Genomic DNA, 21,792 nt, shown 5'->3' with positions numbered 1-21,792 from the left:
TGGGCGAAGCATATTGTCTTTCTTATTTGCCCTGTTGATTGGAGCGGAAGGTGTCGGCTCCTAGGTGATTAGCTGCAAATCATGACACTGGATGGAGCGCAGTGAAATAAATTTCTGCGAAGAACTTTGCTCAGGAGTTTTATCTCTTAAAACAAAAACCCTCCACCGTTTGATTTCACATACGGTAAAGGGTTTGAAATGATTGATATTATCGCTGTCTAATTATTAATAATAACGTAGGCTATTTCCTTTTTCGGATATTTCATGTGCTAGTAGGATAATTGAAACCGCCAATTCTGCATACGTCGCTTCTCGATCAGGGTAAAAGTTATTTTGATCTGTTTTTAATAATCCCATTGAGTTTGCTAAAGCAACATATCCAGCATATTCTGGTTTCACCTTATTTGCATCAGCAAAGTCTAGTTTATAGATATTACTATTCCTTGCTGCTTGGTCTAATCCTAGAACTCGGATATACCAAACTGCTAGTTCTTCTTTTTTAATTGGAGATTCAAAATCGAAGTTCTGGTTATCTGGTTTTATAATACCCGCATCAACCGCACGTTCAACTACTTGATATAAAGGGTGCTTAGGATCAATATTTTTAAACGTTTGATTCTTATTTTCTGTTTCATTATAATAACTATTACTATAAAAATAAGTAAGGGAATTCATCATAACTTTTAATGCTTCCCCTTTTGAAACAGATGCATCTCCATTAAAGTTCTTTGTATCTTTAATGTCTAAAACTTTAGCATTCATTAGGTAATTAAGTTCCTCTGCTGCCCAAGAATGTGAAATAGTAGATGAACTTTTTCCATTATATAAACTGCTCCATTCACCTGAGTTAGCATCTAAAAAACTTAAAGGATCTTCATTAAATGAAGGCAAATAGACTAGATCATAGTGAAGGTTGTCTTTTTTATTGTCTGATTTCATATAATTAAGATTCAAACTTAATGTCTTTTTCAATATAGCTTTTGCCTCTTCCTTCGAAATAGCTTTATCAATGGATGGCCATTTTTCCATCTCTTGATAATTGACATAAAGACTATTTAAGGAACCGTCCGCGCCTATACCTACATTGATTTGATCACCCATTACAGCAATACCATTAACAATTCGAGGGAAAGAGAAGTTATAAGTACCTAGTCTCTCTTCCAAATAAGGTTCATCTACTGGCATTGCATAGTTGTGTAGATGGGATGGAGCCCATTCTTTTAAATATTTTATAGCCTGAGTGAGTGCATCTTTTTGAGAAAGAGAGCTCTCTTTTTTAGATTTCTCTCCACTTCGTTCAAGAAGGTCGCTTGTCATATCACTGTATTGAACAATTTCACCTGTTTTTTTATCTAATTCAAGACTTGTTCCAGATCCGCCGTTCGCATATTGATACATGTATTGAATACGAATGACTTCCTGTCCATTATAATTTTTTGTTTCTTCGACCGATTCAATGTTTAATTTTACTTTATCACTATTTACTTTAAGCAATTGTTCTGCTATTTTCTTTGCTTGCTCTAAAGTAATTCCTTTTTGTTTTGGTGGAAGTTGCTTAGCTGAAATCATTTCAATTTTTGTGTTCTTTGGAAATTCTGCTGAATATCCATCAGCTGTTAGCCATTTTCCTGTAGCAGCATTAACTCCACGCAATTTAGTAGATGGTTGATAAACAAGTTGAACACTGCGGTCACCGGTTCGATAATCATTATTAATTTGGTATTGCAAGTCAACTGTTAGATTTTCTTTCATTTTTTCTAAAATTCCATCTTTATCTTTTTGTTGTTTTGTATCGTCAAAAGTAAAAGTTTTATTTTGCATAGCATTTTGATAAAAATTAACTACTTCTCCATTTCCAAGAACAGTCACTTCTATTCTTTGATCCATGATGGATATTTGATTTTTTGTTCGAGCAAAAGAAAAGGAATATCGAATTGGTTCTGATAGTAGTTGGCTTGGATAATAATTAAAAGGGTCTGTTTCTAGCTGATATTCGGCTCCCCCTAGATATTTTTTAACAAAATCATCTGCAATTTTTCTAGCATCCTCTTTTGAAACCTTTGCAGGGAATAAAGATTCTTTTTCAACTGGTGGCTGGTAGTAAAATTGCTCAATGTCTAATTCTTCACCAACAAATGTAACACCACCATGCACTTGTTTTCCATTTACTGTCTTATGGAAAGATAAATCATAACGTAACGTACCATCATCATCGGGATAAAAGCGACCACTATTCATATAGAAATCACTATTTGATAAAAAATCAAACTTTTTTGGAAACAAATCATGAAGCTTTTTAATAAGATCATTTTTTGTGAAATTTTTTTCTGTTGCAGCGACTTGAATATGCAAATTTTCAGGTTGCATATTCATTGTAGTTGAAGCATGGGCCATAGACGAAAACATTCCAAGAGATAATGCGGAAGAAGTTAAAACAATACCAAATTTCTTTAAAATAACCAAGATAACCCTCCTATTCCAGTAATGATTAAATTGTACACTAAATTCTGTAAAATTGGAAACGTTTACTTTTTTCCCTTTCAATTGGTAATTGAAAGGAATCCTTTAGAGTCTATGTTAGTTAGAGAGGAAACATTCATTTAAAATATAAAAAGAGATTTTCTATCTAATACATGGATTAGATAGAAAATCTCTTACGTGGTTTTGCGCCTTAATATACCTTTATAGAAATCTTTCTAGGTTGGAGATTTTTGTTTCGTTTGATTAGTATCTGAAAGCATTTCTATTTTCAGAAATTTCATGGGCAAGGAGAATAGTTGATACCGCTAACTCTGCATAGGTCACTTCTTGAGAAGGATGGAATTGATTATTATCCATTTTAAATAAACCAATAGAGTTTGCTATAGCAACATAACCCGTGTACTCTTTTTGAACCTTATCTGCATCCGCAAAATCTAGTTTATAGATATTACTATATTTAGCTGATTGCTCTTGACCTAGTACTCTTATATACCATGCTGCTAATTCTTCTCTTGTGATAGGAGTATCTACATCGAAGCTCTTACTATTTGGTTTAATTACTCCCATATCTACTGCCCGTTCTATCGCTTGATACAATGGATGTTTAGGGTCAATATTATCAAACGTTTGTTTCTTATTTTCGTTGTCATTATAATACATACCTTCATAGAAATAAGTGAGGGAATTTAATATTACTTTTAATGCTTCTCCTTTAGAAACAGCAGCATCTCCATTGAAATTTTTTGTATCTTTCACTTCTAAGACTTTTGCACTAATAAGATAATTCAGTTCTTCTTCTGCCCAAGGATGGGATATCGTAGATGGACTTTTTCCATTCCCGAGGCTATTCCATTCTCCCGTAGTAGCATCTAAAAAGCTATAAATGTTTTCATTAAATAAAGTTTGATACACGAGGTCGTAACGATTTTCTTTGCCTAGACCTGGTTTCATATAGGCAAGTTTTAAACTTAGGGCATCTTTTAACTTAACTAACGCCTCTTTTTCAGAAATTACTTTATCCAATGATGGCCAACTTTCTATTTCTTGAAAATCGACATTTAGGTTGTTTAAGGAACCATCTCTCGCAATACTTACATTAATTTGGTCTCCCATTACCATAATACCTTTTACAACTCTTGGAAATGAAAAGTGATAAGATCCTTGGGCTTCATCGTAGTTAGCATCTCCTACTGGTAACGCATAGTTGTGTAAATAGGATGGAATCATCTCTTTTACATACTTTAACGCTTGAGTTAGAGCTTCTTTTTGAGTAAGTGACTTTACTTTGTCGGGTTTCTCTCCATTTTGTTGCAAGATGTCCCTTGAGATATCATAATATTGAATAATCTCTCCTGTGTCTTTATTTATTTCTAAACTTGTTCCATACCCACCATTGGCATGCTCGTACGTATAGTCAACTCGAATTACATTCTGTCCGTTATAATTTTTCACTTCGTCCATCGCTTGTATACTTAGTTTAAGTTTATCCGAGTTCGACTTAATAAATTTTTCGGCTATCTTCTTTGCCTCTTCTAAAGTAACTCCTTTTTGTTTTGGTGGAAGTGGTTTAGCTGAAATCGTTTCCACTTTAGTTTTTTCTGGAACTGTTGTAGAATATCCATTCGGGGTTAGCCATTTACCAGAAACTGCGTGAACTCCTTGTATTTTGGATGATGGTTGATATACGAGTTTGACAGCTTTTTCACCTGTTCTATAATCCATGTCTATCTGGTATTGCAGTTCAACTGAAATATTATCCTTCAATTTTTTTAATAGATTATTTTTATCTAATATTTGTTTGGTATCTTCAAAAGTTGCAGACTTTTTATCAGGACTTTTATAAAAATTAGTAACCTCACCATTACCTAGTACAGTTATCTCAATTCTTTGATCAGAAATAGATACTTTGTTTTTTGTCCTAGAAAAAGAAAAGTTATAACGAATTGGTTCTGTTAAAATTTGTTGTGGATAATAGTTAAATGAGTCCGTTTCTAACTGGTATTCTTGATCAGTTAGAAATTTCTTCATAAATTCATCCGCAATTTTTCTTGCCTCATCTTTTGATACTTTTGCTGGAAATAATGCATCTTTTTCATTACTTGGTTGGAAGTAGAATGTCTCTATTTCTAATTCTTCCCCAACAAATCCAACACTACCATATAAGGATTTTCCGTTTACCATTTTATTAAAAAATAAATTATAACGTACTTCTTTATCATCTGAATAATAGTGACCGCTACTCATTTGAAAATCACTATTTGTAAGATCGTCAAATTGCTTTGGAAACAATTCTTTAAATCTCTTAATTAAATCATTTTTAGTAAGAATCTTTTCTGAAGCTGCTACTTGAATTTGGATTTTTTGTGTTGTTTCATTTCCAGATGGTGATGCATTTGCAACGGAGGAAAACATTCCCAAAGATAATGCAGACGAGGTTAATACAATTCCTAATTTCCTTAATTTAACCAAAATAATCCTCCTAAAAAAGTAATAGTTTAATCGCAGACCAAATTCCTCAAATTTAGAAAAATACTTATTGTCGATCTTTCTAGTGGCGTTAGCAAACAAGTCCTTAGAGTCTATGATAGTTGGAGTGGAATCATTCTGTTTAAATAAAAAAAGAGATTTTCTATCTAATTCATGAATTAGATAGAAAATCTTTTTATGCGAAAATTAATGTATCCTATTCGAGGTAACTGGAGTGAAAAAGTGAGTCCATTGCACTCCCTTTAGCATTTCTTTTATCCAGCTTCCAACGCTTCTAAAAAAGTTGCTGATACCTTCTCATATTCCGCTTCCGTTTCCAGTTCCGCTAACTCCTCACCATCAACATTTCGGAAAAAGAATACACCTACCTCTTGCATGTTTTTTTCTACTCCGTCATCTGCAAAAGCAAAAGCTGCATATTCCTTATCTTCTATAGTTAACAAACCAATTACTTCAATTTTTTGCTTCTGATTATCACTATCCATCACCGAAAGAATATCGCCAACTTCAATGCTTCCCATTTTCTCTACCATTACAATTACCTCCTAAATTTTCATCCGTTTCCTAAATAGTCTACCCCTCAATTGTTGAATTCATCCCAGGGTAATATATTTACTAAAAGTACTTAATCACTTGATGGAACAAAATTTAAGGGGGCAGATCAACTAGTTCTAGTAATAATCTATAACAAAGGTGAACATGAAGTAGGTCTACGTTAAGAAGAGAACTTTCTAAAATTAATAAGCATTGATGCTTTTATCTTCCTTTTCTATAAGAAAAAGAGAGGAGAAAACTTTCCTTCTCCTCTCTTTTACAATTTACTCTTGTTCTTCAGCTGCTCTAAAGGCTGCAGAAACTTTTTCAAATTCCTCGTCACTCTCGATCATCGATAATTCCTCGTCGTCTTCCACTCGGAAAAAGAATATATCAATATCCTCTTCTGATTCACCATCGATATCCTCTACGAAACTAACAGCAGCGTATTCAGTTTCATCCACAGTTAACAAACCTAGTACTTCCATTTCTTGTTCTTGATCGTTTTCATCTAGTACCATAAAGATTTCGCCAACTTCAATTTTCCCCGTATTTTCTTCCATTCCAAATTCCTCCTAATATCATTTTCATATGCTTCCCTTTTATCTTACATTCGAATTATCCAACATTACAGGTTTTTTAGCAAAAAAAGAACAAAGCCTTTAATTGTTCTATGCTTTTCGAATGGGTTAAATAAATAAAAAAGAAAAGACGAATGGAAATTAATGAGCCGCTTTTATGGATTTTTTTACTGATTCACTTTGTTTAGCTTCCGCTTTTGCATATTGTGTTTTCTCCATACATTCTTTCTTTTTCCACCACAGTTTTCTGATCTTTTTTCATTATAAAACTGCACCCTAAATTTTAGTAACACTAACATTTAGGGTGCAGTTCAGAAGATGGCGGTTTATTTAAATAATCATTGAAATAACTTATTGTTCACTTAAACTTGTCACGGATACACTCTGTTTATTGTTTGGTTCATCTAGGGAATGGATTGTAGCTAATCCCTTTTGTTTGTCTACGTGCTCAATATAAAGTTTTTCCCCGTTATAGGTTACATTAACCATATTTTGCGAGAAAGCAATTTCCTCTGCTCGTACAACATTCATTGTAGCCACCTCCTTTTAATTATCAATAGTTAAGTTATTATATTTACCTAAAATTACTAAGATATACTTGTTGTAACTGACAGTAATGACTACATAGTTATTATTGAAATTATACTGCGACTAAAAACCATAATTACGGAAATATTAATTAAAAGTGCAAATCTTATTTAATAAGGAGTGTTTATAAATGAATACTAGTAATATGCAAAAATTCACTTTCAAAATGGAGAATGAAAATGATGAGCTTGTAGTTAAAGGAGAAATCCATGGGAAAACGGAGATCCCGTTTCTAGATGATTTAAAGTTTAATGCTGTAATTGCTCTGCTGAATTCAATAGATAAACAGAACTTCAGCGAAACAGGTAATAATCATATATTTGATAATTACTTAAAAGAAATAGAAGAGACTATAAATGAATTAAAAAAATATAACCAGTTTCAAGGGAACTTAAACTGCCGTGAAGGATTATAGAAACTCCCATCATATAACAATGTTTTGTTATTATCATCTAAAAAAGAGAGGAAATTTTCTCCTCTCCTAACAATTAATCATTTCTCTTCTTCCGCTTCTAAAGCTTCTAAAAACGCTGCTGATACTTTCTCAAATTCCACATCCGTCTCCACTTCGGCTAGCTCTTCACCATCCAAGACCTGGAAATAGAATACATCTACCTCTTCTATTGTTTCTTGTTTTGCATCATCTGCAAATGCAACAGCCGCATATTCCTTATCATCGATAGTTAATAGACCAATCACTTCAATTTCTTGTTCCCGATCCTCTTCATCCATTACGGTAAGAATTTCGCCAACTTCAATACCGCCCATCTTTTCTTCCATTCTGATTCCCTCCCAACATTTTATTTAATAAAAGAACTCTAATTATTCTACCCTTCAAATTGTCGATTAACCCAAAGTGGTTACTAATTTTAAATACAGCTTACTTGTATATTGCGCATTTGAATCGGAATGTTGCGAGTAACTCGTCAGATATTGCGAATTTGGCCTATAATGTTGCGGGTAATGGACAAAATGTTGCGCATAGCTTGTATATTGCGAATATGAATCGGAATATTGCGAGTAACTCGTCAGACATTGCGAATTTGCCTATAATGTTGCGGGTAATGGACAAAATGTTGCGCATAGCTTCAATATTATTCACTAAGCCTTTTCTTTATATCTTTTGAAACTTTCTTTAGTGCTTTCTTTGAGCCTCTTTCCATATCATGTTGGAATTTTCGTTCCGCATAACTAACAAATAAATCATTTAAGTCATAACCTTTTGGATATAACTCTGCTGCTCTTACTTCAAGTTCCAATCTTTTCGCGTTTACTTTTATTTTTTCATTTTTATAGAACACTAACACATTATTGAAATTGTCTTTTTTCTCATATACAATTCCAGAATCATTTTGTTCGATTAATTTTACTCTGTCTCCTACTTCAAATTCATATGTTGCTTCTTCTTGAATGTGTGTCAAGATTGTTATCTTTACTTTACTTTCTTTGACACGTTCTAAATCATAGTTTTTATTTTCTATATAGTACTGTGCTTTTTCTAGGACCTTTTCACGCAAATTCATTTTCCTAGAAATCCAAAGTGCATTACTGTCTCCTGATTTACCAATTAAAAGCTTATACATAGGCTCTAATGCTTCACTGTTGAATTGCATAGCAGCATTCATAAAATCACTATGAATTTCCGAGTAACGTTTAATTTCACCATAGTGAGTTGTCGCAACTGTAATACATCCCATTTGATAAAATTCTTCGAGTATAGCGATAGCAAGTGCAGCACCTTCGTTTGGTTCAGTACCACTTCCAATTTCATCAAAAAGAAGAAGAGTGTTATTCGTCGATGCACTCATAATTTCTGAGATGTTTTTCATATGTGATGAAAAGGTACTAAGTGAATTTTCAATGCTTTGATTGTCACCAATATCCACAAATATATTATCAAAAATAGCTATTTCCGTACCTTCATCTGCCTCAATATGAAAACCTGACATGATAGCAAGTGATAGTATTCCTATTGTTTTCAGTACAACTGTCTTACCACCTGCATTAGGTCCTGTAATAATTAAGCTACGATAGTCTTTTCCAATTTCAAAGTCTAGAGGAACAATACTTCCAGACAAAAGAGGATGCTTACAATTCTTCAGCTTAATATAGCCATGATTATTTAATTTTGGCTCGATTCCATCCATTCTTTTACTAAACTTCGCTTTTGCAAAAATCATGTCATACTGGCCAATCAGTTCAATATTGATGTTGATTTGCCTAACTTCCTCGTAAATAGTTCCGGAAATAGTTGCTAAAATTTGGTATTCTTCCATCGATTCCTCCGACTTAAGCATTGCTAATTCTGCATTTAATTTAGAAATAGCTGCGGGCTCAATAAATACAGTTGACCCTTTAGAAGAAGATTCTATAATCGTTCCTTCCACCTGATTTTTAAAAGAAGCTTTTATAGGAATCGTAAAACGATCGTCTTTTTTACTTATAAAGAATTCTTGAATATATTCCTTATTGGCACTACTCTTTAGAAATTTATTTAGTTTTTCTTCTATTTTTTCTTCTGTCTTGGCAATATGATTTCGAATACGCTTTAATTCTTTACTGGCCTCCGAATCTACTCTATTTCCTCTAATGGAGTGATTTATAGTCTCTTCAATACTTCTAAGTTCCATCATGGAGTGGGAATAAGAATGTAATACTGGAGCAAAAAATTCTTTATCGATCATAAACTTCTTTATTGTTCTACAGCCTCTTAAAAAGTCAGATATAGCAACTAGCTCGGAAGGACCTAAAATCATTCCTTTTTCAAGCTTCTCCATCTGATGACTTATATTCGAAATACCTTTCAATGGAAGATGCCTTTCTGCATCTAGTAACTTCCTCGCCTCAGTCGTTTCATTCAATCTAATTTTAACAACTTTACTATTTGAACTTGGTTGAAGCTTATCTAGCAATTCCTTACCTAAACTACTTACGCAATGGAATTTCACCATTTCCTTTAGTTCGTTGTATTGTAATTTTTCATATGTCATTGTATTCATGTGTATTCCTCCTATAATAAATTCACAATACTTTCATATCTGATAATAAAAAAATGCCCGCAAGAATCTCTCCTACCTTTCCATTTTTACGGTAAAACCAAAAAATGGATAGAAAGCTCCTGCGGGCATTTGCCTTGTGAATTACAAGGCACTTTAATCGTCAACAAAAATGGAAGTACGAAAAAAGCATGGCAGGACAAATCCCGCCATGCTCTTCGTCTTAACACACAAATATGTTAAACGAGTATATGGAAAAGGAAGCAGTCTTCAGGTAGGTATCCACTATGTTAAGAAAACATTGTGGAACAAGGCACACTTAATAAACTGGAACAATACCAGTCATTAAATGCCTTATTAAACTAAATTAGTATTAGTTCATACCTACTTCTGACATACTTCACCACACCTTTTATAAGAATATTTTCAATATACCATCATTTAAAATAGTAGTCAATTCCTAGTAAACCTTTACGAACATCTAACAGTGTGTCCCTTTAACATCAAACCAGTAAATTAGCTCATCAGCAAAGGTATTGTAGGATTCGAATCAAACTTATATAATAGTATAAAGTAGCATTATTGTTATATTATCATCTACTTTAAATACCGGTCTTGTAGCTCAGTTGGGAGAGCACCACCTCGACAAGGTGGGGGTCGCTGGTTCGAGACCAGTCGGGACCATCATTATCTTAAGCCTGCAAACGTTGTTATTTCAATGTTTGCAGGCTTTTTCTTATGTTAGTATGACTTTGAATAGTGTTGTTAAAAGTATCTGCGATGTCGTTAGGATACACATTCCTAAACCTATCTAAAATAAGATTATTCAAATCACTTGAGGAAAAACTCGATTCATAATCTGCTATTGTAATACTTAATAAAATTTGCTCTTTATTTTCTTCTCTCTTCTCAATAGAATCCCTATACAATTAGAGTTTTTTCATGTTCGTAAAAATTAATATAAAGCTAGTGCTATCTATCACATTAGTCCAAGTCCATACATATTTTTGACATAACATATTATTAAGGATGTAATCTAGTAATCCTTAATCTAAATATTGGTGGTGAAAATATATGGGTTATGGAAATGGTTCATATGGCGGTGGCTATAGTAACACGGGTTCAACCTTTGTATTGATTGTCGTATTGTTTATTCTCCTTATCATCGTAGGCGCTTCTTTTATGAGAGATTACTAATCTCTATATGGTGAATAATATTTGATATTTTCCACTGCATTAAGTATTACCACCACGAATAATAAGGATAATGGGCAGGTTCAAGCAATCTGCCCTTTATTGATAATTGGACTGAGAAATATACAATATAAGGGAAATTATTTAGCATTGATTCAAATAATGTTCAAACTATAGACAGGAGGGATATTATGGAACCGTTTGTTATGAGAAATATGGGCCGCCGGATTATGGTGAGAGATAGAAGGGGTAGAAGACGCATCGGAATGATTGATGGATTTGTCCCAGGAAGAGGAATGTTTATACGAAATCGCTTTAGAAGAGAATTTATTCCTTTCTTCTTAATCGCAACTCTATTTTTAATATAAAATTAAGTTAGAGTGCGATTAGTACTACCTCTATTTCAAGCTATTATACAACTCTTCATGATGGTGTTTATTAGTATTTAGTAAACAAATAATTTCACCTACAACTATGTTGTTCTTTTATTGAACATGGTTGTAGGTGAAATTAAACTTGATGCTCCTCATCGTTGATGTTTTTCAGAAAGGTTTGCATTCTCAATGTAAATGATTCCATCCTCTATTCATTAAGATCTGTCTTTCATCAAAAAAAGTTCCGTAATTAAGAACTTTTTCTATACATTGTATTCATAAATTAACAATTATCAAACTGATATCAGTAAAACTATACGGAAACCATTCCCTACTAAATGCCAGGTCTAATTGAATTTTTTTATTTTGTGAATTCTAATTTAAACTTACCATCATAAGGAATATGCTCCACAAATATGGTTATTTCTTTTCCATCTTTATCCTTCCCTTTTCTTTTATATGTGAATTTATTTTTATTAAGCTCTGTTATCTCTAAAACTGCACCATATTTATTGACTCCTTGTGAAACGTTGGCTCTTATCTTATTTCCATGTACAACATTGAAATAACCGTAATCACCGCGACTTTCACCTGTTTTAGCAACAAAAAACTCATATTTATTTGTCATATTATCGTATCTTGCTAGACCTAAATAATTAGAATTATAATTTGATACATCGTTGCCCTTTTCATCTAAAGCAACTGTTCCTTGCCAGAGGGTGTCAGATAAAATTTTATCCCCATCTATATTTGTTACTATTTCTCCTGTGGAAGTATTCAAAGTTTTATCTGGATTAGTAAAAGAAAGATTTGTTTCCTTATAAGGGACATGATCAACGAACACTTCTATGTCGTTGCCATTAGTATCTTTACCCACTCTTTTATAAGTAAACTTATTTTTATTTAACTTTGTGATTTCGACAATAGCTTGATAATCCTTTGATTCTGAAATTAATACTCTCAACTTCCCATCGTTAGTGATAAAGAAAGTTCCATTATCGTCACGACTTTCTTTTGTCTTTTTATCAAAAAGTTCATACCTTGATGTTTCATTGTCATATTTCGCAAGGCCAATAAAGTTTGCGTTCTCTTTTGTTAAATCATTATTGTCTTTATCATATACTTTTGTACCTTGCCAATTTGTGCTACTAAGAATTTTAGTCAATTCCTGTCCTGTGGTTAACTTATTTTCTTTTTTATCTTCTTTAGCAATTTGTTCTTGCTTCTGAGCACTTTGTTTATTTTGTGCGTTTGAATTACACCCAGTTATCACCAAGGATAACCCGAGTATTATAGATGCTAATATGTTCTTTCTCTTGTTCATTTTGTTGTCTCCTTAGTAGTCATATGATTCCATGATCAATTCTGTATCTTGAATCCTGTGTATTAATATCGACACCTGCCTCAGTCAACCTTTTAAGTATCTGTTTCATTATATTTTGCCCATTGAATCAGTTGCTTAATCACATATTCATTACTTTTATCTCCTTTTCCTGTCTATTTGTATTTCCATTGTTATCTGAAACACATCCTAGATGAATGAAAATGCACTGTATCACTATTGTTAGTTACCCCCCCACGTTTAGACACAAAACCCCTCGACTGAAAGTCGAGGGGTTTGTTTTTTAGAGAAAGAGTTATTGTAATGCGATATTTTATGAAAAAACATCTAAATAACAATATCTTTTAAAAGAACCTTTTTGTATTAATAATATCTTCTAAAAAAGAATAAGGGCTGTCACAAAAGTCATTGTTAATTCACTTTTATGACAGCCCTTTTCATGTTTATTTGCACAATTAATGAACTTATTTATTATTTAGAAACAATTTTTATAACATTTGATTTACTTTGGTTTCCAACTTTGTCTTTAGCTACAATTGTTATGTTTGTATTAGCTTTTTGAGCCTTAATTTTCACAACAAAGTTTCCCTTGGAATCTGCTACTGCTTTCCCTAATAATGTTTTTCCATTATAAACTGACACAGTAGTATCCTTTTCAGTTGTACCAGTAATAGCTGTAGATTTTACAGTCACCTTATTTACTAAAGGCGTTTTAGGAGCTTGCTTATCGATTACTTTAGTAGCTTTTTCAGCACTTGTATTTCCAGCATCATCAGTTGCTGTAATAGTAATTTGTGTTCCTTCACTTAGTTTCTTATCTAACTTAAACTTATAGTTTCCGTTTTTATCCGCTTTTACACTTCCTTGATATTTACCATTTATATATAATTTCACTATTGAATTAGCTTCTGCTTTACCACTAATTGATGTTGCCACATTAGTTACCGTATTAATAACTGGAACACCAGGTGCAGTGAAATCTGGCATTTTTGTTAAAGAAGGTAGACCAGAGATATAACCAATACCGCCTGTTTTGTTAATACCAATTTGTTCGTCAACAGCTTTAAGTAATTCAGCTTTATTAACAGCTGTAATTGACTTCCCATCTACTTCATCACCAGGATGTTGGAAATTACTAAAGATATAAGAAAAGTCATTGCTTTCATCTACTGCCGTTAATCCAGTTGCTTCCGCTCCTGCCGGTACAGATAAAACACGATCTAATTCTTTCGTATCAACGTTATATGCCCAAACAAAATTATTTGTGTGAGCACCGCTATCTTCACCAATAAAGAGTGTTCGCATTGCTTCGGAATAACTTAAGTTATCTGGATTAGCCACTTTGTCTACATTTGCAGTGTTCCCATATGCATCAGCATTAGGAAGGTCTTCTCCTACTACCAATCCATACATGGATGGTGCTACATAAGAGCTATTAATAGCATTTCCTTTGCTATCTTTTTGACCACCTTGCAAATCTAATTGATAGGTTACACCAGCCTTAATTTTTGGTAATTGAATATGGTCTGCTGGATCTTTTCCTGTTGCATCTTTTTCCATGCTCTTACTTTGATCGGAAATAGCAATATATATTTTTTTATCCTTTTCGTTTAGCGCTACACCTTCCATTTTGTTAAATTCGGTAGTTGCACCAAGCATTGCTGCGTAACGGCGTGTTTCAAGGAATGCCGCCGCTTTTTCTTTACCAGGCTTTAATTTTAAATACTCAACATTACCATATGAATATTGTTTAATAGCTGTAAACCCTGCTGCAGGTACATCTGAAGTATCAAAAATATCATCAAATGTAATACCGCTATCAATGATTTTCTTCACCTCTTTATCTGTTGCATGTCCTAAATCTATCCACTCTAAATTTCCCGAACCACCATTTTCAATACCTGTTTGTTTAAATTTAGCAGCATATAATGTGCCTTCTGATAGATTTTTAGAGCTATCTGCTAAGTACATAAACAACCCTGTGTTTGTTCCATCATCTCCAAAATATACAGTCCTATTATCAGGCATTACCTTCATTAATTCGTGAGAGAAACGTCCAGTACTATAATGCTTTACAACTGATGCTTCCCCTTTTTTATTTACTGTAATCTCAGGAGAGTAACCGTAGAAATAAGGATTTCCCTTAGTTTTATCCCCAAAATAAAATTGAGCAAAGGTTTCTACCTGACTTCTTGTTTTTGATGTAGGATCCGCAAATTGGCGAGCATCTGGCTCATACTCCTCAGAACCTAAATGTGTATTCCATGGTGATAAAGATCCATTACATGGAATCCAAAGCCCATTTACAGCTGAAAAATCAATTTTCTTCACTGATTTTTCATTAAGCTCTCCAGTTTTAGGATCTTGAGACAACTCTGCTAAAGACATAGAAGCTGGAACTAATCCATAAGCTGATTTCCCAGCAGCGTCAATTGTTTGATATTCATAATGTGTAACCATATAAATTTTGCCGTCAATAGGCTTCAATAAGCTATTTGAATCTGGAGCATCTGAAACAAAATATTTTCCATCTGTACTACTTGGTTCAACAATAGGATTTCCCTTTACATCAATCGGTGTACCTGCAGGGATTTTTTCTCCTTTAACTGTTGCTATCTTATCTTCCGATTTAAATAGGTAGTTATAAGACAATGGAAATGTTTTTACTTTTCCATTGCTATATTTAACATCAATGGTTGCAGTTGTATATGTTTTTACCATTTCATCAATAGTAGATGGTGCTTTCATTCCATTAAACTTAACAGATTCTATTTTAAAATTTTCCTTAGAAATCGCTGCTGCAGGTGATAATGCTGGAACTGTAATAGCTATTGCAAGTGCTAAAGTAGCTCCTGTTTTAACAAGTTTTTTATTAACCATATAGCAATCCTCCTAGTAGATTCATATTTAATAATTCAATTAAACACAATAAATATTAATCTACTATTAATGCCATGTAATTATATTATTATTAGAAGTAAAGAGTGCTTTTTGGTAACGCCCCATATTTAATTAACTTGCCCTATCAACCTTTAGAGGACATGAACTTCAAATATTCCATGATATATCAACGATGTCCAAATAATTAGAGGTACTTTTTCAAATAAAAAAAGCACTAAACTTTTTATTCAAGTTTAATGCTCTTTGATAGTTATTTAATATTGCGGTTTTTACCTCTTTTTTTAGAAGGTTTGTTATCACTGAGATTGTTATATGCTACTGTCACCTTTTCAAATTCCTCTTCACTCTCTATCATGGATAATGAGTTGTCAGCACCCACTCGTAAAAAGAAAATGCTTATATCTTCCATTGTTTCTTCTTGAATATCCTCTACAAATATGACTGCTGCGTAGTCCATTTCCTCCACATTCAAAAATCCTACCACTTTCATTTCTTGTTCTTGATTGTTTTCATCAAGCACCGTAAAGGTGTTGCCAACTTCTAATTTACCTTTATTTTCTTCCATGTATATCTCCTCCAAATAATTCTTATTCTATTGATTTCCTTCATTTGCATAGCAACCATTGTCTTTCACCCATTTAAAAATGGCGCTAATAATTCCTTCTAATTCTTCTCCTATTTTTGTTAACTCGTATTCCACTTTTCTAGGAGACGACTCGGAAACCTTTTTTATAACTAGACCATGTGTTTCCAATTCACGAAGTCGCTCAGTTAACAGTCTATCCGAAATACCTTGAATTTCAGAAAGTAACTCATGATATCTTTTTGGCCCATCTAATAAATGATAAATGATAATTCCCATCCATCTCTTCCCAATAAATTCTATTGTTCCATGAAAACTATCACAACTGATATGCCCTTTTTGTTGAATAGTTGATTGAATTAGATCTTCCTTGTTCTTCATTTTCACAACCCCATTTGATTGATAATTCAACATTAACACATTCATAGTTGACAAACAAACTTACTAATAGTAATCTTGACTTCTGACTTACTAATAGTAAGTTCAACAAAAAAGTTTTCAATAGGAGATGGCTACCATGTCAGAAAAATATACTAATCTATCTGAAATAATTCACGAACGTAAATCTGTAAGAAAGTTCAATCCTTCATATAAAATTTCTCAAGAAGAAATTGAGACTATGCTAACTGAAGCAACACTTGCTCCTTCCTCAAGTAACTTACAACCTTGGAGATTCATAGTTATCCAAGATCAAGATACAAAGAAAAAAATAAGAGAATACTCTTTCAACCAAGAACAACTCGAAACTGCTTCAGCAATCATAGCTGTCATTGGCGATACAGAAATGTATCACAATATAGATGAAATTTACAATGCAAATCTTGAAGCTGGCTATATTGATAAGGTCAATGTGGAGCTTCAAATTCAAAACGCCAAATCCGCTTATCCAAACGCTCCAGTTGAAGCTAGATTGAATATAGCTTCGTTTGATGCAGGTTTAGTATCTATGCAACTGATGTTAATTGCGAAAGCAAAAGGCTATGATACTGTACCTATGGGTGGTTTTGATAAAAATCAATTTGCAGAGGCATTCAAATTAGACGATCGTTATGTGCCACTTGTTCTAATCGCATTAGGTAAAGCGGCTGCACCTGCCTACGGATCCACCCGGTTACCATTGGAAAAGATAGCGACTTTCGTTTAATAAACTTATATCTCGTTAGTCAGCTTATTGATTGGCGAGATTTAAAAGAAATGGCAACAACCATGCAATGAAAAAACTGTTACTCATTTCGAATATGATTGAGGATCGACTGAAACTGAACAATAAAGGGAATGGAAGCGAAAAAGGAATAACGTGGCTGCAACACTAACGGCGCGCTGCTTCCACTATTTACGAATTATACTGGTGGATTTACAAGAACGGCATTAAGAGATCGAATGTGCCATCCGTTCCTCCCGATTAGAACTCTTTCGGAACCACTCAATCCCTAAGGAAATTTTACGAGAGTCCGTGAATGAGATGATTGAACAAATCCAACATGATTTTGGAGATCACGGAAGAAATAACTTCATCAAAAGCAATTGTGATATAAGAAATAAAGTAAGATATCAGAATCTGAATGATTAGATTCTGGCATCTATCTAATTTTAGGTTACTACACACAAAAATTCGTGCTTACTCTTCAATTCTTTTAGACAATAAAAAGACTGTTTAAAGCCCTTTCTCTCCAAAATTGAGAAATGGCATGAAACAGTCTTTTTTTAGAATCATTTACGCTTTGCATTATTAAACACTGGTGTTTTTCTGTTTTGCTTTTACTAGTTGACCACCATTTTTTAGATATTTTTCAATTCCTTCCGCAGCGCGATATCCTAATGAGCCAATTGTTGCAGTCGGGTGATGACCTGCAAATTGCGGAAAGGCAGACCCCCCCACTACGAAGAGGTTATCGACGTCCCACATTTGTAAATAGTTATTCACTGCAGACGTTGATGGGTCTGCCCCCATAATGACGCCTCCCGCGTAATGTCCGCCATCATAGACATGATCGAATTCTTGTGGAACCTCATCCTCATCGACAATGTCTGCGCCCATCGCTTCCATGATTTCTTGGGATTTCTCTATGCCGAATTTAGCCATGTTCCGGTCTTGATCCGTATATTTATAAGTTATACGCAAAAGTGGGTCATTAAAACTATCCGTATACGTTGGATCCAAATCTACGAAGTTATGCCAATAAGACATGGTTGCCATTGTATACCATACAACAAGGGAGCTATTCGAATATTTAATTGAGTTTTTCTTAAATTCTGGTCCCCATGCAGGCGTGCCTTTTGGGACGTGATTCGTCGCAATGGCTCCGTCCCCATATTGCCTTAATTCAATTCCTCCGCCATTAATGAAATTTAACTTCGAATGATCGAAATTATCTCCTGCAAAATCACTTAAGGTGCCGCCTAAAGCGCCTGACCCCATATAATAATTAAATTTCTTATCTTTGAAATATCCTCTTGCACCAAGAAAAGTAATATTGAATTGAGCATTAAAGTTTCTTCCGATTACACCTTTTCTTGTATTTGGATTATAAGGTTTTCCGATGCCAGATAACAGTAATAATCGATTGTTCGTAAATGTGAACGCAGCCAGTACAACCACATCTGCGGGTTGTTCAAATTCTTCACCGGTCATGGTATCAGTATATAGGACACCTGTTGCTTTACCACCTTTATATAAGACACGTCGAACATAGGCTCCTGTTCTCGCTTCAAAATTCCCGGTCTTCATGGCAGTCGGGATTACTGTCACAAGTGGATCGGATTTTGCTCCATAATCACATCCATAATGTGTACAAAATGAACAAAACATACACTGATTTATCTGTTCCCCATCGGGATTTGTATAGGGTTGTGATAAATTACCTGCAGCGACTCGGTACGGATGATACCCCATCTTTTTAGTAGTGTCCATAAATAAACGTACGGCCGGTGATTCCTTTATCGGTGGGTTTGGATAGTCACTTGATCGCTTGTCCCCAATAGGGTCTGGCTCTCCCGAAATTCCCGCTGTTTTTTCCCAACGATCATAATATTTTTCCATCTCATCGTATGTGATTCCCCAGTCCTGTATCGTCATGTCTTTAGGGATTTTATCCTTCCCATAGCGTTCAATTGTTTTACTTCTAATTTCAAAATCATATGGCTTCCAACGGTAAGTTGCACCTGCCCAATGAACACTTCCACCACCCAAATCTGTGCCAGCCATCATTTCTTTACGAGTTCTTACCGGCAATGCGGCTTCATTTATATAATTTCGGGAAGTAATTGTTTCAGGAGCTAGATTTTGCATCATCTCATAGCGATTCGTATATCGCAGTTCATCTTTCACTCCCATGTAATCAGACCGAGTTACATTTTTACCACGTTCCAATGCTACCACTTTATAGCCGGCTTTCGATAGTTCAGCTGAGACAACACCACCAGCCCAACCTGTACCAACAACTACTACATCTACTTTACCTAATTTTACTACCATCTTATCTACCTCCCATTAATGTCCTTGATAATTTCGTAAGCTTACTGGCTCCATTTTAATGAATTCTTTTGCATCAATTTTATCCAAATAGCTTGCACGTGGACCTGGATAATCTTTCATCTTCCAACCCATCATATCTTTATTGCCTCCATATACAGGATCTGCATAAGCCCCTTCAATCGTAGTCTGCAGAAGTAAATAGAAGAAATTTGAGGATCCTACCCCTTTCATTTCGACTTTATCCTGCTCAAACATACGCAGCACTTCATCTTGTTTGTCTGGGTCCAAATCAACAAACCTTGCTCCAAAATCTTTTTGAGCCACTTGATCTATTTTCCGTAGTCCTAGAGTAAAAATCTCACTTCGATTTAATATGGATTGATATCTTGGCGTAGGAGTAGGTACTTGTGTATCTGCATTTGGTCCTTGACTATCCTGATTCCGTTTGTTGTTATGGTTACCTGCTGCTTGTATGTCCGTAATAAATGGCCCTTTCATATATTCCTTGGCATTCATCCCCCATTCTCCAGCTAACTGCTTATCGATAAAGTAAGGTACTCCTAATTCAATGGCCCCTGGTCCTAAATCATCTTTCGGAAAAATACGTTCTGTTGCGGCCGATAAAATATCGAAGTCCTCGGCTCGATTGATAAAGATTCGTGCTTCTTGTAAACCACCACTAACGGTTGTATGATTGGTTGTTGACTTTTTCTGAAGCTGGTTTGTTAGTACTCCGCCAAACAAGGAACCTCCAACTAATCCTCCAACAACTAGTCCTGAATTTTTCAAAAATTTACGTCGGCTCATATCGCTTATCTTGTTTGTATCCTTCTGTTGATCTGCCACTTCATGCTCCTCCTTACAGTTCTATTGATTAATCTTCCTAACATAATCACCAATATAATCCAAAAATATTCATATTTACTTGGTATTAAAGATGTAGCGGGGGACCTGGCATAGTTAGTTATAAAGTTCCTTCTTCCATAAGAAGAATACAAAAAGTCCTTCCACCAAATGTTATATTGGATGAAAGGACTTTTTGTATATTCAATATTTTGCTTACCTCATTTTTTCTATGCCCGTTGCTTTCGAGTCATAACGTCGAAGATTACTGCTCCCGCTAAAACAGCTCCTCGAATAATGTATTGATATGAAATCCCTACACCTAGCAAATTCATCCCGTTCGATAACGAGGCCATTACGATAGCACCAATTATAGCGCCTGTTACTTTACCTACACCACCTGCAGAAGATACCCCACCAACATACGCCGCTGCAATTGCATCAAGCTCAAAAAGTGTTCCTGCTGTGGTCGTTGCAGATTGAAGCCGTGAAGTAAAAAGAATACCGGATAAAGCCGCAAGCATTCCCATCGATCCAAAGACGATATATGTAATCTTTTGTACGTTGATTCCGCTTAAATGCGCTGCCTCTGGATTACTGCCGACCGCATAAATATGACGACCAAGCACTGTTTTAGAGGTAAAAAAATGATAGATTATCACAACGATAATCATAATTATAACCGTCCAGGAAAATCCGTTATATCCTGCTAAAATCCATGTTATATAAGCAATAATCGCTGAAATCAATACAAGCTTTAAGCTAAAAATCTCCTTAGATATTACATCAAAACCATATTTCAATTTGTTCCTACGATTGGAGATATCATTGTAAATATATAAAAGTATTCCGCCAAGTCCTACTAATAACGTCAATAGATGCAAGCCATTAATTTGCATAATGGAGGGAATAAAACCATTCCCAATCGCATTAAACTGTCCGTCCTTAATAATAATCGTTCCAGTTTTTTCTGTGACTTTTAATAGCGCACCCCGGAATATTAACATCCCAGCCAACGTAGCAACGAAAGCCGGAATACCCAGCTTCGCAATTAATGCTCCATTAAACAAACCAATCAAGACACCTAGAATTAAAATTATAGGAATAGTAATCCATACAGAGTAGCCTAGTTGCGTTAAAAAAATTGCAGCAATTGCACCTAGAAATCCTGCTAAAAAGCCAACCGATAAGTCAATATGGCGAATAACTATGACAAGAGTCATCCCAACTGCTAAAACCGCTATATAACCAGCTGAATCCAATAAGTTACTAATGTTTCTAGAAGACATAAACAAGCCATCCGTCATAAATGTAAATGTTAACATTATGACGATTAACGCAATATACATCCCGTAATCTCGAATGTTAGCTTTGACGAGCGCTTTCGCTTCTTTATAAAAGGTCATTTGTTAT

Annotated in this window: 18 protein-coding genes and 1 tRNA gene; 5 read left to right on the top strand and 14 right to left on the bottom strand. The window is 34.4% G+C overall.

Features of this window, described 5'->3' with window-relative positions; all coding sequences use genetic code 11:
* Nucleotides 1-225 precede the first annotated feature (225 nt).
* The 5 genes from ACFVR1_RS13915 to ACFVR1_RS13895 form a co-directional block, all read right to left on the bottom strand.
* Nucleotides 226-2,463, bottom strand: coding sequence for a YcdB/YcdC domain-containing protein (locus tag ACFVR1_RS13915; protein WP_387584835.1), 2,238 nt, complete (start codon nt 2,461-2,463; stop codon nt 226-228).
* A gap of 261 nt (nt 2,464-2,724) precedes the next feature.
* Complete coding sequence (locus tag ACFVR1_RS13910) at nt 2,725-4,950, bottom strand: YcdB/YcdC domain-containing protein (RefSeq protein WP_387584834.1); 2,226 nt, start codon at nt 4,948-4,950, stop codon at nt 2,725-2,727.
* A 272-nt stretch (nt 4,951-5,222) separates the two neighbouring features.
* Nucleotides 5,223-5,501, bottom strand: a complete 279-nt coding sequence (locus tag ACFVR1_RS13905; protein ID WP_387584832.1) for a DUF1292 domain-containing protein — start codon at nt 5,499-5,501, stop codon at nt 5,223-5,225.
* 285 nt (nt 5,502-5,786) lie between these two features.
* Nucleotides 5,787-6,065, bottom strand: coding sequence for a DUF1292 domain-containing protein (locus ACFVR1_RS13900; RefSeq protein ID WP_387584831.1), 279 nt, complete (start codon nt 6,063-6,065; stop codon nt 5,787-5,789).
* A gap of 369 nt (nt 6,066-6,434) precedes the next feature.
* A complete protein-coding gene (locus ACFVR1_RS13895; protein WP_387584830.1) occupies nt 6,435-6,614 on the bottom strand; it encodes a small acid-soluble spore protein H in 180 nt (59 codons plus the stop codon).
* A gap of 187 nt (nt 6,615-6,801) precedes the next feature.
* On the opposite strand from ACFVR1_RS13895, the gene ACFVR1_RS13890 reads away from it, so the two are divergent.
* Nucleotides 6,802-7,086: a hypothetical protein gene (locus ACFVR1_RS13890; protein ID WP_387584829.1), complete on the top strand. Its 285-nt coding sequence runs from the start codon at nt 6,802-6,804 to the stop codon at nt 7,084-7,086.
* A 77-nt stretch (nt 7,087-7,163) separates the two neighbouring features.
* On the opposite strand, the gene ACFVR1_RS13885 is transcribed toward ACFVR1_RS13890, so the two are convergent.
* Both ACFVR1_RS13885 and ACFVR1_RS13880 read right to left on the bottom strand, forming a co-directional pair.
* Entirely contained in the window at nt 7,164-7,451 is a 288-nt protein-coding gene (locus ACFVR1_RS13885; RefSeq protein WP_387584827.1) for a DUF1292 domain-containing protein, read from the bottom strand.
* A 314-nt stretch (nt 7,452-7,765) separates the two neighbouring features.
* Nucleotides 7,766-9,670 carry an endonuclease MutS2 gene (locus ACFVR1_RS13880; protein WP_387584826.1) on the bottom strand — a complete coding sequence of 635 codons (1,905 nt, stop codon included), beginning with the start codon at nt 9,668-9,670 and terminating at the stop codon, nt 7,766-7,768.
* A gap of 608 nt (nt 9,671-10,278) precedes the next feature.
* On the opposite strand from ACFVR1_RS13880, the gene ACFVR1_RS13875 reads away from it, so the two are divergent.
* From ACFVR1_RS13875 to ACFVR1_RS13865, 3 genes are all read left to right on the top strand, one after another.
* Nucleotides 10,279-10,351: transfer RNA gene (locus ACFVR1_RS13875), tRNA-Val, on the top strand.
* A gap of 390 nt (nt 10,352-10,741) precedes the next feature.
* Complete coding sequence (locus tag ACFVR1_RS13870; protein WP_387584824.1) at nt 10,742-10,864, top strand: YjcZ family sporulation protein; 123 nt, start codon at nt 10,742-10,744, stop codon at nt 10,862-10,864.
* Between the two features lie 188 nt (nt 10,865-11,052).
* Nucleotides 11,053-11,229 (top strand): hypothetical protein, encoded by a 177-nt coding sequence (locus ACFVR1_RS13865; RefSeq protein ID WP_387584822.1) that lies wholly within the window; start codon nt 11,053-11,055, stop codon nt 11,227-11,229.
* A 367-nt stretch (nt 11,230-11,596) separates the two neighbouring features.
* On the opposite strand, the gene ACFVR1_RS13860 is transcribed toward ACFVR1_RS13865, so the two are convergent.
* The 4 genes from ACFVR1_RS13860 to ACFVR1_RS13845 form a co-directional block, all read right to left on the bottom strand.
* Complete coding sequence (locus ACFVR1_RS13860; RefSeq protein ID WP_387584820.1) at nt 11,597-12,559, bottom strand: DUF4822 domain-containing protein; 963 nt, start codon at nt 12,557-12,559, stop codon at nt 11,597-11,599.
* Nucleotides 12,560-13,048: 489 nt separating this feature from the next.
* Entirely contained in the window at nt 13,049-15,457 is a 2,409-nt protein-coding gene (locus ACFVR1_RS13855; RefSeq protein ID WP_387584819.1) for an Ig-like domain-containing protein, read from the bottom strand.
* 271 nt (nt 15,458-15,728) lie between these two features.
* A complete protein-coding gene (locus tag ACFVR1_RS13850; RefSeq protein ID WP_387584817.1) occupies nt 15,729-16,043 on the bottom strand; it encodes a DUF1292 domain-containing protein in 315 nt (104 codons plus the stop codon).
* A gap of 27 nt (nt 16,044-16,070) precedes the next feature.
* Nucleotides 16,071-16,442 carry a winged helix-turn-helix transcriptional regulator gene (locus tag ACFVR1_RS13845; RefSeq protein WP_387584815.1) on the bottom strand — a complete coding sequence of 124 codons (372 nt, stop codon included), beginning with the start codon at nt 16,440-16,442 and terminating at the stop codon, nt 16,071-16,073.
* A gap of 136 nt (nt 16,443-16,578) precedes the next feature.
* On the opposite strand from ACFVR1_RS13845, the gene ACFVR1_RS13840 reads away from it, so the two are divergent.
* Complete coding sequence (locus ACFVR1_RS13840; protein ID WP_387584814.1) at nt 16,579-17,205, top strand: nitroreductase family protein; 627 nt, start codon at nt 16,579-16,581, stop codon at nt 17,203-17,205.
* 585 nt (nt 17,206-17,790) lie between these two features.
* Here the strand turns inward: ACFVR1_RS13840 and ACFVR1_RS13835 are convergent.
* From ACFVR1_RS13835 to ACFVR1_RS13825, 3 genes are all read right to left on the bottom strand, one after another.
* Nucleotides 17,791-19,536, bottom strand: coding sequence for a GMC family oxidoreductase (locus ACFVR1_RS13835; RefSeq protein ID WP_387584812.1), 1,746 nt, complete (start codon nt 19,534-19,536; stop codon nt 17,791-17,793).
* 15 nt (nt 19,537-19,551) lie between these two features.
* Complete coding sequence (locus ACFVR1_RS13830) at nt 19,552-20,382, bottom strand: gluconate 2-dehydrogenase subunit 3 family protein (protein WP_387584810.1); 831 nt, start codon at nt 20,380-20,382, stop codon at nt 19,552-19,554.
* A gap of 227 nt (nt 20,383-20,609) precedes the next feature.
* Nucleotides 20,610-21,785, bottom strand: a complete 1,176-nt coding sequence (locus ACFVR1_RS13825; protein WP_387584809.1) for a sugar ABC transporter permease — start codon at nt 21,783-21,785, stop codon at nt 20,610-20,612.
* Between the last annotated feature and the right edge of the window lie 7 nt (nt 21,786-21,792).

Origin of the sequence: Psychrobacillus sp. NPDC058041 (assembly GCF_042885655.1) — a bacterium.
Taxonomy (GTDB): domain Bacteria; phylum Bacillota; class Bacilli; order Bacillales_A; family Planococcaceae; genus Psychrobacillus.
This window is presented reverse-complemented; position numbering and strand designations above follow the sequence as displayed.

Coding starts and splice junctions, on each gene's coding strand:
- ACFVR1_RS13895 (WP_387584830.1), bottom strand. CDS start 6,614: ATGAATGTTGTACGAGCAGAGGAAATTGCTTTCTCGCAAAATATGGTT.
- ACFVR1_RS13855 (WP_387584819.1), bottom strand. CDS start 15,457: ATGGTTAATAAAAAACTTGTTAAAACAGGAGCTACTTTAGCACTTGCA.
- ACFVR1_RS13845 (WP_387584815.1), bottom strand. CDS start 16,442: ATGAAGAACAAGGAAGATCTAATTCAATCAACTATTCAACAAAAAGGG.
- ACFVR1_RS13835 (WP_387584812.1), bottom strand. CDS start 19,536: ATGGTAGTAAAATTAGGTAAAGTAGATGTAGTAGTTGTTGGTACAGGT.
- ACFVR1_RS13825 (WP_387584809.1), bottom strand. CDS start 21,785: ATGACCTTTTATAAAGAAGCGAAAGCGCTCGTCAAAGCTAACATTCGA.
- ACFVR1_RS13880 (WP_387584826.1), bottom strand. CDS start 9,670: ATGAATACAATGACATATGAAAAATTACAATACAACGAACTAAAGGAA.
- ACFVR1_RS13890 (WP_387584829.1), top strand. CDS start 6,802: ATGAATACTAGTAATATGCAAAAATTCACTTTCAAAATGGAGAATGAA.
- ACFVR1_RS13900 (WP_387584831.1), bottom strand. CDS start 6,065: ATGGAAGAAAATACGGGGAAAATTGAAGTTGGCGAAATCTTTATGGTA.
- ACFVR1_RS13905 (WP_387584832.1), bottom strand. CDS start 5,501: ATGGTAGAGAAAATGGGAAGCATTGAAGTTGGCGATATTCTTTCGGTG.
- ACFVR1_RS13860 (WP_387584820.1), bottom strand. CDS start 12,559: ATGAACAAGAGAAAGAACATATTAGCATCTATAATACTCGGGTTATCC.
- ACFVR1_RS13870 (WP_387584824.1), top strand. CDS start 10,742: ATGGGTTATGGAAATGGTTCATATGGCGGTGGCTATAGTAACACGGGT.
- ACFVR1_RS13850 (WP_387584817.1), bottom strand. CDS start 16,043: ATGGAAGAAAATAAAGGTAAATTAGAAGTTGGCAACACCTTTACGGTG.
- ACFVR1_RS13840 (WP_387584814.1), top strand. CDS start 16,579: ATGTCAGAAAAATATACTAATCTATCTGAAATAATTCACGAACGTAAA.
- ACFVR1_RS13865 (WP_387584822.1), top strand. CDS start 11,053: ATGGAACCGTTTGTTATGAGAAATATGGGCCGCCGGATTATGGTGAGA.
- ACFVR1_RS13885 (WP_387584827.1), bottom strand. CDS start 7,451: ATGGAAGAAAAGATGGGCGGTATTGAAGTTGGCGAAATTCTTACCGTA.